A 14,774-nucleotide genomic window follows, 5' to 3' on the forward strand; every position below is an offset into this window, starting at 1 on the left:
TTTTATGGCCATACCCAGCCAGTTCCGTTTACTGGGACAGCGGCGATTTTTGCCGCTTTATCTCACCCAGTTTTCCGGAGCGTTCAACGACAACCTCTATAAAAACGCGCTTTTGTTGCTGATTGCCTATCAGACCACAGGTTTGATGGGCTTGTCGGTGAACACGGTAATCAACCTGGCTGCGTTTCTGTTTATCCTGCCGTTTTTCCTGTTTTCCGGCATTGCCGGGCAGATGGCGGATCGTTATGAGAAAGCGGCCATTATCCGCAAGGTAAAACTGGCCGAAATAGGCATTATGGCTTTGGCTACCTCGGCACTCTGGCTTGGTTGGTACGAAGGGCTGTTGGTGCTGTTGTTCCTGATGGGCACCCAATCTACGTTTTTCGGGCCGGTGAAGTACGCCATTTTGCCCCAGGTGCTTGGGGAAGATGAGCTGGTAGGTGGCAATGGCCTTGTGAGCATGGGCACGTTTGTTGCCATTTTGCTCGGCACCATAGCCGCCGGCTTGCTGATGGGGCTTGAGGGCGCGGCAAAACTCACGGCTGCGAGCATTTTGGTGATGGCAGTTTTAGGCTATATCGCCGCAAGACAGGTGCCAGACACCGGGGTAACCCTTAATGCGCAGGCGGTGCGCTTCCGCCCGGTGTTGGAAACCTGGCACCTGATGGGTGTGGCCGCCGAGCGTAAGCCGGTGCTCTGGGCGATTCTCGCCATCTCCTGGTTCTGGTTTCTTGGTGCAGCCTATCTCACCCAGTTTCCCAATTTCGCGGTGAGTAACCTTCAGGGTGACGAAACCGTGGTCACGCTTCTTCTGACCATGTTTATCGTGGGCATCTCAATCGGCTCGATGATGTGTGAGCGCCTTACACGGCACCGAATCACTTTGACCCCTATTCCTTGGGGCGCTCTTGGGTTGACCCTTTTTGGGGTAGATCTGTTCTTTGCGGTACCGGCAAGCCTGGAGCCCTCCACCTGGTGGACATTGGTGACAGATCCAGCTTACATCCGGGTATTGGCTGATCTGGTGGGCATAGGAGTGTGCGGTGGCTTGTTTATCGTGCCCCTCTACGCGTTTATCCAGTATGAAACCCCGGAAAATAAACGAGCGCGAATCATTGCAGCACTGAATGTAATAAATGCGCTGTTCATGGTTGTAAGCGCACTCACAGGCATTATTGTACTCGGACTTCTCGAAGTGGGTATTCCGGGCTTCTTTCTGTTGCTCTCACTGGTCAACGGGCTTGTGCTCATAGCGGTGTGGCGTTTGCGGCGACGAGCAGGATAGAGAGCTGTGGATAAATAGTTGGATAAGCTGCGGACAAGCCCTGAATATATTTTTTTAATGCGATTTAAAACAACAGTTTAGTTGTCAATGCGGGATGCTTGATAAGCGACAGAATTGTGGATAACTTTATTGAAAACTTTTTGAGGAGAGCTCCCCAAGCCTATGAAAACCCGATGATTTAGGTTTATCCCTGCATGGCAGGAAGCCTGAAGCATGTGTTTTATCCGGTGACAGCGACCCAATGGCTTTCGCTTTCAGGTGTTTCTGGTTAAAATTTGCACATTCTGACTGCATTTTTCCGGGTGAAACGTTATACTCCCGGCCCTGTTTTTATCCCCCGATTTCCGAGGTGAGCTGTGGATTTTCCGACCCGTTTCGATGTAATTGTCATTGGTGGTGGCCATGCCGGTACCGAAGCCGCGCTTGCGGCCGCACGTATGGGCTCGCAAACCCTGCTGCTGACCCACAACATTGAAACCCTTGGGCAGATGTCCTGCAACCCGGCCATTGGGGGCATTGGCAAAAGCCATCTGGTTAAGGAAATTGACGCCCTTGGCGGCGCCATGGCCCAGGCAACCGATCTGGCAGGCATACAGTTCCGGGTGCTTAACAGCCGAAAAGGTCCGGCAGTGCGGGCTACCCGTGCCCAGGCAGACCGTGTGCTGTACAAGGCCGCCATTCGCCATACTCTCGAAAGCGAGCCTAATCTCACCCTGTTTCAGCAGGCTGCGGATGATCTGATTGTGGAAAACGATCAGGTAACCGGCGTCGTGACCCAGACGGGTATCCGGTTTAACGCTAAAACCGTCGTACTGACAACAGGCACCTTCCTCGGCGGCGTTATTCACATTGGCATGCAGCAGCATTCCGGCGGACGTGCCGGCGATGCGCCAGCCAACGCGTTGGCTCAACGGTTGCGAGAGCTGCCATTTAACGTAGGCCGCCTGAAAACCGGCACGCCGCCACGTATTGATGCCCGCAGTGTCGATTTCTCCGTGATGCAGGAGCAGTGGGGCGATAACCCTGCGCCGGTGATGTCGTTTATTGGCAGCCGGGATCAGCATCCGGAACAGGTGTGCTGCTACGTTACCCGCACCACCGAGCAAACCCACGACATTATACGCAGCGGCTTTGATCGTTCGCCTATGTTTGCCGGCAACATTGAAGGCGTTGGGCCGCGCTATTGCCCATCGATCGAAGACAAGGTCAACCGCTTTGCCGACAAAGACTCGCATCAAATATTTGTAGAGCCAGAAGGCCTGACCACCAACGAACTGTATCCGAATGGCATATCCACCAGTTTGCCGTTTGATATCCAGCTGGCGGCTGTGCGTTCGATTCCAGGTTTCGAAAACGCCCATATCACGCGGCCTGGTTACGCCATTGAGTACGATTATCTGAATCCGCAGGATCTGCGCCACACTCTGGAAACCAAGTTCATTCAGGGGCTCTATTTCGCCGGCCAGATCAACGGTACTACTGGTTATGAAGAAGCGGGTGCCCAGGGTTTGCTGGCCGGCATTAACGCTGCCTTGCGGGCGCAGGAAAAGAGCGAGTGGTATCCGCGCCGCGATGAAGCCTATCTCGGGGTGCTGGTGGACGATCTGATCACCATGGGTACCAAAGAGCCTTACCGCATGTTTACCAGCCGCGCGGAATACCGCCTCATCCTGCGCGAAGACAACGCCGATCTGCGCCTCACCGAGACGGGCCGCAAGCTGGGACTGGTAAACGACGAGCGTTGGCAAAAATTCAATACCAAGTTTGAAGCCATTGCGACAGAGCGCAAACGTTTGGAAAGCACCCGCATACACCCTGCAACCGAAGCGGGTGATCGCGCCAATGAATTTCTCAAACAACCCATGACCCGGGATCACACCTTGGCTGAGTTACTTCGTCGCCCGGAAATTGTGTACAGTCATGTGGCTGAAATCGGGGCTGCGCAAGCAGAAGATCCGGTTGTGGCTGAGCAGGTGGAAATCGAGATCAAGTACGAAGGCTATATTTCGCGCCAGACTGACGAAATTGAGCGTTTGCGCCGGAATGAGAACACGGCGCTGCCTATTGATCTGGATTACGATGTAATCGGCGGCTTGTCGAACGAGATCAAGCAGAAGCTGAAAGAAGTGCGCCCGGAAACCGTTGCACAAGCCTCGCGAATTCAGGGTGTCACGCCAGCTGCGATCTCGCAGATATTGGTAAATCTGAAAAAGCGCGAGCTTCTGCGCAAGCAGAGCGCCTGAACCCTGCCATGACTCAAACACTCTGGCAGCGCCAACTCCGGGAAGGGCTGGCGCAAATGCAGCTTTCCCTCGATGACGACAAGCAACAACAATTGTTGGCATTTCTTGCTCTGCTCAACAAGTGGAACAAGGCATACAACCTCACGGCTGTGCGCAACGAAGGGGAGATGGTTTCCCGCCAGTTGCTCGACAGCCTCAGTATTCTGCCTTGGGTAACCACGGAACATCTTCTCGATGTGGGTGCTGGCGGCGGCTTGCCGGGTATCCCTCTGGCCATCGTGCTGCCAGAAACGCGTTTCGCCCTGCTGGATAGCAACGGCAAGAAAACCCGCTTTCTGAATCAGTGTGTGCTGGAGCTGGGGCTCAAAAACGTGGATGTTATCCATGGCCGTGCTGAAGATTGCCTGCCAGAGCAGCCATTTAGCCAGATCAGCAGCCGGGCATTTACCGCATTGGATAATCTGGTGGCCTGGTGTGGCGAGCTGTTGGCGAATAATGGCAGCTTTCTTGCCATGAAAGGACAGTATCCGGATGATGAGGTGGCTGCCCTTCCTGCGGGTTGGCAGGTATCATCCAGACATTCCCTGAGTGTTCCCGGTGCTGGTGGCGAAAGACACCTGTTGGTGCTGGGTCGGGCAGAGTAGTTCCATTAAAGAATAACCCCAGTACTCGCAACGGTATTTGGCAGCGGTATTCATTAACAAGGAGGCGAGACATGGCGCGCGTGATTGCAGTGACCAATCAAAAAGGTGGTGTGGGCAAAACCACTACCTGCGTCAATCTTGCAGCCTCATTGGCCGCCACCAGGCGCCGGGTTCTGCTGGTGGATATGGATCCCCAGGGCAATGCCACCATGGGCAGTGGTGTCGACAAGAGCTCACTGGAACTCTCAGGCTACGACTTGCTTACCAAGCGCGCGACCGCCGCCGAAGTGATTATTCCGGCAGAAGCCTCCGGTTTTGACATCATGCCATCCAACGGTGATCTGACCGCCGCTGAAGTTGAGCTGATGAACGAGATTGGCCGGGAGCATCGGCTCAGGCTTGCCATCAATGGCATTCGAGACAACTACGATTACATTCTGATCGATTGCCCGCCCTCACTGAGCCTGTTAACGGTGAATGCGCTGTCTGCAGCGGACTCAGTGCTTATCCCCATGCAGTGTGAGTATTACGCTCTGGAAGGCCTGGCTGCACTGATGAATACCGTAGAGCAGATCAAGGAAACGGTGAACCCGAATCTGGAGATCGAAGGCATCCTCAGAACCATGTATGACCCCCGGAACAGCCTCACGCTGGATGTATCTGGCCAGCTTACCGAGTATTTCGGAGACAAGGTGTACCGTGCGGTAATTCCCCGTAACGTGCGTCTTGCGGAAGCGCCCAGCTATGGCATGCCCGCATTAAAGTATGACAAAACCTCCAAGGGTGCGATTGCCTACCTTGCGCTGGCCGGTGAAATGGTGCGTCGCCACGGGGTGAAAAAGACATCGGCTCCGGTTGCGGTGTAACATAGCGGCTCGTCTCTTTTAATAAAGAAGCACAACGACTATTTAACGGGAAGAATGACTGACACCATGGCGGCGAAGAAACGAGGATTGGGCGAGCGCGGGCTGGGAGCCCTGCTGGCCGGTTCCAGGGTTAACCTGGACCAGGAACTGAAAGATCACGACGGCGAGTTGCGACAGGTTCCTATCGATCTGATCCAGCGCGGTCGTTTTCAGCCACGTCGCGACATGGATCCGGCTGCCCTGCAGGAGCTGGCGGACTCCATTCGCCAGCAAGGCGTGATGCAACCGGTTGTTATTCGTCCCATTGCGGAAGGCCGCTATGAGTTGATTGCCGGTGAGCGCCGCTGGCGGGCCACTCAAATGGCAGAGTTGGATAGCATACCCGCCATCATCCGGGATGTTCCTGATGAGGCAGCCATCGCCATGGCGCTCATCGAGAACATTCAGCGCGAAAACCTCAATCCTATAGAAGAAGCCTTCGCGCTCCAGCGCTTGCAGGATGAATTTGGCCTGACCCAGGCCCAGGTGGCGGAAGCTGTGGGTAAGTCCCGCTCCACCATCACCAATCTTCTGCGCCTGATTGGGTTAACCGAAGATGTGCGTTTGATGCTGGAACATGGCGATCTGGAAATGGGCCACGGTCGGGCCATGCTGACACTTACGCCGGAACAGCAGATGCAGGTGGCCAAACAGGTTGTCGCTAAATCTCTGTCAGTGCGCCAGACAGAAGCTCTGGTTCGCCGGATGCAGCAGGAATCCGTTGCTGGAAAACCCGCAAAACAGGGCGCCATTGATCCCAATATTCGTGCCCTGCAGGATGATCTTGCAGAGCGCCTGGGAGCAAAAGTATCTATTGCCCATGGCCAGCGTGGCAAAGGCAAACTGGTCATAGAATACAGCTCGCTCGATGAGTTGGACGGTATTCTTGGCCATATCCGCTAATCGTGAATAAAAAACAGCGTGTAGGCCCAAAGACCTACAAACACCAGATGTCGTTACCGTGACGCACAAAAGCCACAAATTGTGTGGTAAATGCCCCTTCTTAAGCCCTATGTGTTGAAAATTCAGTCAGATTTCGTTCAGAGTCTGGTTGAACAACTAGTGCTTAAAACATATAATTTCGCGCGATTGGAATGGTGGTGATATGAAATCTCGGCAATCTCGAATCACCCAAGTTCCTTTAGCTCGTTGGCTGGCCATTGAGTTTAGCTGGTTGAGCCTTTTTAGCGTGTTGTGGTTATTGCATAGCCCCTTGGCAGCTTATTCCGCTTTTGTAGGCGGTCTTATATTTTTAGTGCCAAATACCTGGTTTGCATATCGGGTTTATCGATACCAGGGTGCTCGTAACGCACACCTGATGGTGGGAAATTTTTTTCGGGCGGAAACCACCAAAATCGCCCTTACCGCAATTTTTTTCGCGGCCGTTTTCACTTTAATGGAGCCGGTATACGTACCGGCTCTGTTATTCACTTTTGCTGTGATGGTTATGGCAGGTGGCGCGTTGCGCTGGCTGGTACGACCAACAACACGGCGATGATGGGACGAGAGCAGAATGGCTGATACCCCAGTAGAGTATATTAAGCACCACCTCCAGAATCTCACCTATGGCAAGCTTGAAGCGGGCTATGAGCGATTTGATGGCAGCGTGATGAGCGAGTCCGCCTGGACCTTCGCCCGTACCGCGCAGGAAGCCTCCGATATGGGCTTCATGGCCGTCCACGTGGACACCTTGGGCTGGTCCATCGCAATGGGGCTCCTGTTCCTTGGGCTTTTCCGCTATGTGGCAACGCGCGTTACTACCGGCGTACCCGGTGCATTGCAGAATCTGGTGGAAGTCACCGTTGAATTCATCGAGAACCTGGTAAAAGACGGCTTTCATGCCCGCAATCCGCTGATTGCGCCACTGGCGCTGACTATTTTCGTGTGGATTCTGTTGATGAACATGCTCAAGTTCATCCCGGTGGACTACGTGCCAATGCTGGCTTCAGCCATGGGTCTTGAGTACTTCAAGATTGTTCCAACTACTGATCCCAACGCCACCTTTGGTATTTCCATTGGCGTTTTCCTGCTGATCATCTTTTATAGCCTGAAAGTAAAAGGCATTACCGGTTTCGCCAAAGAGCTGGGTATGCAACCCTTCAATCACTGGGCGCTGATCCCTGTTAACCTGGTGTTGGAAGTTCTGGTTCTGATAGTGAAGCCTATCAGTCTGGCACTGCGTTTGTTCGGTAACATGTACGCTGGCGAAGTTGTGTTTATCCTGATCGCATTGCTGCCTTTCTGGGCGCAGTGGACACTGAACCTGCCTTGGGCGATTTTCCATATTCTGGTAATTCCGTTGCAGGCATTTATTTTCACCATGCTGACAATTGTTTATCTTGCAGCGGCGCACGAAGATCACTGATTTACCCGTTAAAAAGCAAACCCTTAACTATCTGAAAAACTGAGGAGTTCTCAATGGAAATGGTATTTATTGCAGCAGCGATCATCATCGGTATGGGCGCACTGGCCACCGGTATCGGCTTTGGTATTCTGGGCGGAAAACTGCTTGAAGCTACAGCCCGTCAGCCAGAAATGGCTAACCAGCTGCAGGTTAAAACCTTCATCATGGCTGGTCTGCTGGACGCCGTTCCAATGATCGGTGTTGGTATCGCGATGTACCTGATCTTCGTTGTTGCTGGCTAATTAGCCCAATAATGCGGGCGCTGCTCTGGTAATCAGAGCCTAGCGCCCGGTTTTTTGGTCTCCAGCACGCAACGAATAGCAAGAGGTATATTGCCGTGAATATAAACCTTACGTTGATAGGGCAATCGATTGCCTTCGCTATTTTCGTCTGGTTCTGCGTGAAGTATGTTTGGCCGCCGATTACGGCTGCCATGCAAGCGCGCCAGAAGAAGATTGCTGATGGTCTTTCCGCTGCTGACCGGGCTTCACTGGATCTTGAGCTAGCTCAGGAAAAAGCCGCCCAGCAAATGCAGCAAGCCAAAGAAGAAGCTTCCGTTCTAATTGATCAGGCCAACAAGCGTGCCGCTCAGATTGTGGAAGCGTCCAAAGACGATGCCCGCAAAGAAGGCGAAAAGCTCATTGAGCAAGCCCGAGCGGAAATTCAACAGGAGCGTGTTCAGGCTCGCGACGCACTCAGAACAGAAGTGGCATTGCTTGCCATTGCCGGTGCCGAGAAGATTCTGGAAACCTCTGTCGATGCCAAAGCTCACAGCGAGATGCTGGACAAGCTGGCAGCACAACTCTAAGCGAGGGTCCCATGGCAGAACTGACTACGTTAGCCCGGCCCTACGCCAAAGCCGTTTTTGATGCCGCAAAAGAGCAAGATGCCGTAGGATCCTGGGATCAGGCTCTTGCTCTTGTTGGTTTGCTGGCAGCTGACGGCGCTGTGAAGAAAATTCTGGCCAATCCTGGCCTGTCTGAGCAACGCAAGGCAGAGCTGTTTTTCGATACTGCTGAAGAACAGATGCCCGAAGCGCTCAGAAACTTCCTGTTGATTCTTGCTGAAAACAAGCGCCTGGCGTTGCTGCCGGAAATTTCAACCCTGTTCACCTTCTACCGCGCAGAACTTGAGCGCACGGTAAATATGAAGGTAAGTACTGCGTTTGAAATGACTCCGGAAGAGCAGCAAAAGCTGGCAGAAGCATTGTCCAGGAAACTGGAGCGTAAAGTCGCCCTGGAAACCGCTGTTGATCGTTCTTTGATCGGCGGTGTGGTGGTAAATACCGGCGATCTGGTTATTGACGCTTCAGTCCGTGGCAAGCTGGCCAAAATGGCTAAAGCTCTGGGCTCCTGATTTCAGCAAAAGGTTTGAGGACAAAGGCATGCAGCAACTGAATCCATCCGAGATCAGTGACATCATTAAAAAGAGAATCGAAAAGCTCGATATCTCTTCTGAAGCAAAAAACGAAGGCACTATTCTGTCTGTTGCAGACGGTATTGTGCTGATTCACGGCCTGGCTGACGTAATGTCTGGCGAAATGATCGAATTTGCCAACGGCACATTCGGCATGGCGCTGAACCTTGAGCGTGACTCTGTGGGCGCCGTGGTATTGGGCGACTACGAAGGTCTGGCCGAAGGTCAGAAAGTTCGTTGCACCGGTCGTATTCTTGAAGTTCCGGTTGGCCCGGAACTGCTGGGCCGTGTGGTTGACGGTCTGGGCAATCCGATCGACGGAAAGGGCGAGCTGGGTACCAGCATGACCGAGCCGGTCGAAAAAGTAGCACCGGGTGTTATCGAGCGTCAGTCTGTTGATCAGCCGATCCAGACCGGTATGAAAGCGATCGATACCATGGTTCCGGTTGGCCGTGGCCAGCGTGAGCTGATCATTGGTGACCGTCAGATTGGTAAGACAGCTGTCGCCATCGACGCGATCATCAACCAGAAGAACTCAGGCATCAAGTGTATCTATGTTGCCATCGGCCAGAAGCAGTCTTCGATTGCTGCGGTTGTGCGCAAGCTTGAAGAGCACGGTGCGATGGATCACACCATCGTAGTAGCCGCAGGCGCCGCCGATCCGGCCGCCATGCAGTTCCTGGCACCGTATTCCGGTACCACCATGGGTGAATACTTCCGTGACCGCGGTGAAGATGCCCTGATCGTATACGATGACCTGTCCAAGCAGGCTGTTGCTTACCGTCAGATCTCCCTTCTGCTGCGTCGTCCGCCAGGTCGTGAAGCCTATCCCGGTGACGTTTTCTATCTGCACTCCCGTCTTCTGGAGCGCGCTTCCCGCGTAAACGCAGACTACGTTGAAAAGTTCACCAACGGTGAAGTGAAAGGCAAGACCGGTTCTTTGACCGCACTGCCAATCATCGAAACCCAGGCTGGTGACGTTTCGGCTTTCGTACCGACCAACGTAATCTCCATTACCGACGGTCAGATCTTCCTTGAGACCAACCTGTTCAACTCCGGCATCCGTCCGGCGATGAACGCTGGTATTTCGGTATCTCGGGTAGGTGGTGCAGCTCAAACCAAGATCATGAAGAAACTGGGCGGTAACATCCGTCTGGCTCTGGCTCAGTATCGCGAGCTGGCAGCGTTTGCACAGTTTGCTTCGGATCTGGATGACGCAACACGCAAGCAGCTCGAGCACGGTCAGCGTGTTACCGAACTGATGAAGCAGAACCAGTACAGCCCCATGACTGTGGCTGAAATGGGTAGTGTTCTTTTCGCAGCTAACGAAGGCTTCCTTGATGACGTAGACGTCACCAAAGTTGTTCAGTTTGAAGCCCAGTTGTTGGATTGGCTGCGTTCAGAGCAAAAAGAACTGCTTGAGAAGATCGGTGCCGAAGGCAACTACAACGATGACGTTGCCGCAGGTCTTAAAGCTGCGCTGGAGAAATTCAAGACCACTCAAACCTGGTAACACCGCTGGCCCGCTGCGGCGGGCCTGTAGGTCCAAATGAGTGTCTAACTTGAAAGGGCAGTGATCTATGGCCATCGGAAAAGAAATACGTAACCAGATCGGCAGCATCAAGAGCACGCAGAAAATCACTAGCGCCATGGAAATGGTAGCGGCGAGTAAAATGCGCAAAGCTCAGGAACGCATGCGGGCTACCCGCCCTTATGCGGAGAAGATGCGCCAGGTAATTGGACACATTGCCAAGTCCAACAAGGATTACCGTCATCCGTTCATGATTGAGCGTGAGGTGAAACGTGTAGGCTACATCGTTATCTCCTCCGATCGCGGATTGTGCGGCGGTTTGAACTCAAATGCGTTCAAATTGCTCGTGCGCGAAATGCGTGAATGGAAAGACAAGAATGTTGCGATTGACCTCTGTGCTATCGGGCAGAAAGGCGCTTCATTCTTCCGCAGCTACGGTGGCAACGTGGTCGCGGCGCTGACGCACATTGGTGATGATCCCAGCGCGGAAGTTCTGATCGGTAACGTCAAGGTGATGCTCGATGCTTTCAGTGAGGGCAAGATTGACCGCCTGTACCTGGTGAGCAACGAATTCGTCAACACCATGACGCAAATGCCGAAAGCAGAGCAGCTATTGCCGCTGCCGGAAGGCATCGAAGAAGATATCGGTACCCAGTGGGATTACATTTACGAGCCGGATGCGCGTCCGATTCTCGACGGGCTACTGCCACGCTATATTGAGTCCCAGGTGTATCAGGGCGTGGTAGAGAACCTGGCTTGCGAACAGGCCTCCCGAATGATTGCCATGAAGAGTGCTACCGATAACGCGGGTGACATTATTAAAGACCTGCAGTTGGTATACAACAAAGCTCGTCAGGCAGCCATTACGCAAGAGATTTCGGAAATTGTGAGCGGCGCGGCATCGGTCTGATTCGCCACAATCCTACTGGTATTATTGACTATGAAGATAACGAGGAACCGAGCATGAGTAGCGGACACATCGTTCAGATCATTGGCGCGGTTATCGACGTGGAATTCCCACGTGACGCCGTTCCAGGCATTTACGACGCACTGCTGCTTGAAGGTGGCGAAACTACACTGGAAGTTCAGCAGCAGCTGGGCGACGGCGTTGTTCGCACCATCGCGATGGGCAGCACTGAAGGCCTGAAGCGTGGCCTGAAAGCAGAAAACACACACAAGCCGATTTCGGTACCCGTGGGCACCCAGACTCTGGGTCGCATCATGGACGTTTTGGGTCGTCCTATCGACGAAGCCGGCCCTATCGGTGAAGAAGAGCGTTGGGCTATCCACCGCAAAGCACCCAGCTATGCAGACCAGTCAGCTTCTGCCGACCTGCTGGAAACAGGCATCAAGGTTATCGACCTGATCTGCCCGTTCGCCAAGGGTGGTAAAGTTGGCCTGTTCGGCGGCGCCGGTGTAGGCAAGACCGTAAACATGATGGAACTGATCAACAACATCGCGAAAGAGCACTCCGGTCTCTCCGTATTCGCAGGTGTTGGTGAGCGGACTCGTGAAGGTAACGACTTCTACTACGAAATGAAGGACTCCAACGTTCTTGATAAAGTAGCGATGGTCTACGGCCAGATGAACGAGCCCCCAGGAAACCGTCTGCGTGTTGCCCTGACCGGTCTCACCATGGCAGAGAAGTTCCGTGACGAAGGTCGTGACGTACTGTTGTTTATCGACAACATCTACCGTTACACCCTGGCGGGTACTGAAGTATCTGCACTGCTGGGCCGTATGCCTTCCGCGGTAGGTTATCAGCCGACTCTGGCCCAGGAAATGGGTGAGCTGCAGGAGCGTATTACCTCCACCAAGACTGGCTCAATCACATCCATCCAGGCGGTATACGTACCGGCGGATGACTTGACTGACCCGTCACCAGCCACCACCTTCTCGCACCTTGATGCTACCGTGGTACTGAGCCGTGACATCGCTTCCAAGGGTATCTACCCTGCGATCGACCCGCTGGACTCCACCTCCCGTCAGCTGGATCCACTGGTTATCGGTGAGCAGCATTACGCGGTTGCCCGCGGTGTGCAGAACGTACTGCAGCGCTACAAGGAACTGAAAGACATTATCGCGATTCTGGGTATGGACGAGCTGTCTGAAGAAGACAAGCAGATCGTTTCTCGCGCCCGTAAGATTGAGCGTTTCCTGTCTCAGCCGTTCCACGTTGCTGAAGTATTTACCGGTTCACCGGGCAAGTACGTGTCTTTGAAAGAGACCATCAGCAGCTTTGAAGGCATCCTCGCTGGCGACTATGATGATATGCCTGAGCAGGCGTTCTACATGGTTGGCGGCATGGACGAAGCCATCGAAAAAGCGAAGGCCATGAAAGCGAAAGAAGCTAAGTAATCCTCTTTCAATTTCTGACCCAAGAGGCTTAGAGATATGGCTATGACTGTACATTGTGACGTCGTAAGTGCTGAGAAGAAGATTTACTCCGGTCTGGTAGAGATGCTTATCGCTACCGGCACCGAGGGTGAGTTGGGCATTCAGTTTGGCCATGCTCCGTTGCTGTCCGCGCTTAAGCCGGGGGCAGTCCGGATCATCAAACAAGGTGGCGAAGAGGAAATCCTCTACGTTTCCGGGGGATACCTGGAAGTGCAGCCAAACCTTGTAACCCTGATGGCCGATACAGCGGTGCGTGCTAAAGACGTTGATGAGGCTGCCGCCGTGCAGGCTCAGAAAGACGCCGAAGCAGCATTGGCGAACAAGACGGGTGAGTTTGAGTACTATCGTGCGGCTGCCGAGCTGGCCGAAGCGTCTGCTCAGCTACGCACCCTGCAAAAGCTGCGCAAAAACGTTCGATAGAACAGTTTGCGAGAGCTTGCATCGAAGAAGCCGCATCCTTCCATTCCGAGGTGCGGCTTTTTTGTTGTGTGAACTACCATTGATATAGAACGCCGACCACGTAAGGGAGTTGTTGCCCCATGTCACCGTTGCACGTTGTAATCCTGGCTGCTGGCCAGGGATCACGGATGAAATCATCGCTGCCGAAGGTACTGCACAAAGTGGCAGGGCGGTCGATGCTCCACCACGTGATCGAGACTGCCCAGACATTGGGCGCCGAAAAAGTTCACGGTGTGATCGGACATGGCGCTGATCAGGTAAAAGCAGCTTCCAACGCCTACAGCGTTAGCTGGGTAATGCAGGAACAGCAGTTGGGAACGGGTCACGCGGTTGCCCAAACACTGCCTGAGCTACCCGACGACGCCAGGGTTCTGGTGCTTTATGGCGACGTACCCCTGACCACTGCACAAACCCTGCAGGGATTAGTACAGGATCTGGACGAGACCACCCTCGGGTTGTTAACCGTGACTCTGGACAATCCCCAGGGCTATGGCCGTATTTTGCGCGATCAGGCAGGGAAGGTTACTGCCATCGTTGAACAGAAAGACGCCAGCCCGGAACAGTTGGCCGTTAATGAAGTCAACACAGGTATTCTTGCGGTAAGCGCGCGGCACCTGAAGACCTGGCTTCCCCAGCTATCAAGCAGCAACGCCCAGGGCGAATATTATCTGACCGACATTATCGCCATGGCCGTTCAGGCGGGTATGACGGTAAATGTGGCTCAGCCGGGCAATCCGTTCGAAGTGCAGGGCGTGAACAATCGTCTGCAACTGGCCGAGCTAGAGCGTTGGTACCAAAGCCGGGAAGCCGAACGTTTGATGACGGAAGGCGCCACCCTGGCTGACCCGTCGCGAGTGGATGTGCGCGGTGAACTCACCATTGGTAATGACGTTCTGATTGATGTGAACGTAGTCTTCAACGGCAAGGTTACCTTGGGTAGCAATGTGTCTATTGGCCCCGGGTGTGTGATCACCGATAGCAGCATTGCCGATGGCGTCCATGTATATGCCCACAGCGTCATTGAGCAAAGCAGTGTGGGCCCAAATGCCAACGTTGGGCCATTTGCCCGCCTGCGGCCGGGTACGCAATTGGCGGCCAACACCAAGGTAGGGAATTTTGTTGAAACTAAGAACACCATCGTGGGTGAGGGCAGCAAAATTAACCACCTCAGCTACGTGGGTGATGCTACGCTGGGCGCTAACGTAAACGTGGGTGCAGGCACCATTACCTGTAACTATGATGGCGTGAACAAGTACAAAACGGTGTTGGGTGACGGCGTCTTTGTGGGCTCAAACAGTTCGCTTGTAGCACCGGTTACCATTGCGGAGGGTGCCACCGTTGGGGCGGGCTCTACGATTACCAAGGATGTGCCTGAGCAGCAACTGGCCGTAGCCCGTGGTCGTCAGCGCAACATCTCCGGTTGGCAAAAGCCGGAAAAAAGCGGATCGTAATTTTCTCCTAGTTATTACCACGATTTTTTATCACGAACA

15 protein-coding genes are annotated in these 14,774 nt (G+C 53.7%); all 15 read left to right on the forward strand.

Annotated features, from left to right (window positions below):
- Window positions 1-4 precede the first annotated feature (4 nt).
- The 15 genes from Q0824_RS13405 to glmU all read left to right on the forward strand — a co-directional run bounded on the left by Q0824_RS13405 (window position 5) and on the right by glmU (window position 14,735).
- Entirely contained in the window at window positions 5-1,285 is a 1,281-nt protein-coding gene (locus Q0824_RS13405; RefSeq protein WP_298451520.1) for an MFS transporter, read from the forward strand.
- Window positions 1,286-1,641: 356 nt separating this feature from the next.
- Complete coding sequence (mnmG, locus tag Q0824_RS13410) at window positions 1,642-3,528, forward strand: tRNA uridine-5-carboxymethylaminomethyl(34) synthesis enzyme MnmG (protein ID WP_298451524.1); 1,887 nt, start codon at window positions 1,642-1,644, stop codon at window positions 3,526-3,528.
- An 8-nt stretch (window positions 3,529-3,536) separates the two neighbouring features.
- A complete protein-coding gene (rsmG, locus tag Q0824_RS13415) occupies window positions 3,537-4,172 on the forward strand; it encodes a 16S rRNA (guanine(527)-N(7))-methyltransferase RsmG (RefSeq protein WP_298451528.1) in 636 nt (211 codons plus the stop codon).
- Between the two features lie 71 nt (window positions 4,173-4,243).
- Window positions 4,244-5,038 (forward strand): AAA family ATPase, encoded by a 795-nt coding sequence (locus Q0824_RS13420; RefSeq protein WP_298451532.1) that lies wholly within the window; start codon window positions 4,244-4,246, stop codon window positions 5,036-5,038.
- A 66-nt stretch (window positions 5,039-5,104) separates the two neighbouring features.
- The gene (locus Q0824_RS13425) at window positions 5,105-5,980 is read left to right on the forward strand and encodes a ParB/RepB/Spo0J family partition protein (RefSeq protein WP_298451695.1); all 876 of its coding nucleotides are present in this window, start codon (window positions 5,105-5,107) and stop codon (window positions 5,978-5,980) included.
- Between the two features lie 202 nt (window positions 5,981-6,182).
- The gene (locus tag Q0824_RS13430) at window positions 6,183-6,575 is read left to right on the forward strand and encodes an ATP synthase subunit I (protein WP_298451534.1); all 393 of its coding nucleotides are present in this window, start codon (window positions 6,183-6,185) and stop codon (window positions 6,573-6,575) included.
- A 15-nt stretch (window positions 6,576-6,590) separates the two neighbouring features.
- Entirely contained in the window at window positions 6,591-7,442 is an 852-nt protein-coding gene (gene atpB, locus Q0824_RS13435; RefSeq protein WP_298451537.1) for a F0F1 ATP synthase subunit A, read from the forward strand.
- A 53-nt stretch (window positions 7,443-7,495) separates the two neighbouring features.
- Window positions 7,496-7,723, forward strand: coding sequence for a F0F1 ATP synthase subunit C (atpE, locus tag Q0824_RS13440; RefSeq protein WP_014873137.1), 228 nt, complete (start codon window positions 7,496-7,498; stop codon window positions 7,721-7,723).
- 95 nt (window positions 7,724-7,818) lie between these two features.
- Window positions 7,819-8,289: a F0F1 ATP synthase subunit B gene (locus tag Q0824_RS13445; protein WP_200201633.1), complete on the forward strand. Its 471-nt coding sequence runs from the start codon at window positions 7,819-7,821 to the stop codon at window positions 8,287-8,289.
- An 11-nt stretch (window positions 8,290-8,300) separates the two neighbouring features.
- Entirely contained in the window at window positions 8,301-8,837 is a 537-nt protein-coding gene (locus Q0824_RS13450) for a F0F1 ATP synthase subunit delta (protein ID WP_298451557.1), read from the forward strand.
- Between the two features lie 28 nt (window positions 8,838-8,865).
- On the forward strand, window positions 8,866-10,410 hold the full coding sequence (atpA, locus tag Q0824_RS13455; RefSeq protein ID WP_298451560.1) for a F0F1 ATP synthase subunit alpha: 1,545 nt from the start codon (window positions 8,866-8,868) through the stop codon (window positions 10,408-10,410).
- Window positions 10,411-10,477: 67 nt separating this feature from the next.
- Entirely contained in the window at window positions 10,478-11,338 is an 861-nt protein-coding gene (gene atpG / locus Q0824_RS13460; RefSeq protein ID WP_298451563.1) for a F0F1 ATP synthase subunit gamma, read from the forward strand.
- A 53-nt stretch (window positions 11,339-11,391) separates the two neighbouring features.
- Window positions 11,392-12,786: a F0F1 ATP synthase subunit beta gene (gene atpD, locus Q0824_RS13465; RefSeq protein ID WP_298451566.1), complete on the forward strand. Its 1,395-nt coding sequence runs from the start codon at window positions 11,392-11,394 to the stop codon at window positions 12,784-12,786.
- Window positions 12,787-12,822: 36 nt separating this feature from the next.
- Complete coding sequence (locus tag Q0824_RS13470; protein WP_298451569.1) at window positions 12,823-13,245, forward strand: F0F1 ATP synthase subunit epsilon; 423 nt, start codon at window positions 12,823-12,825, stop codon at window positions 13,243-13,245.
- Window positions 13,246-13,364: 119 nt separating this feature from the next.
- The gene (glmU, locus tag Q0824_RS13475) at window positions 13,365-14,735 is read left to right on the forward strand and encodes a bifunctional UDP-N-acetylglucosamine diphosphorylase/glucosamine-1-phosphate N-acetyltransferase GlmU (RefSeq protein ID WP_298451572.1); all 1,371 of its coding nucleotides are present in this window, start codon (window positions 13,365-13,367) and stop codon (window positions 14,733-14,735) included.
- Window positions 14,736-14,774 lie beyond the last annotated feature (39 nt).

The organism is uncultured Marinobacter sp. (assembly GCF_947488835.1).
In the GTDB taxonomy this organism is placed as follows: Bacteria; Pseudomonadota; Gammaproteobacteria; order Pseudomonadales; family Oleiphilaceae; genus Marinobacter.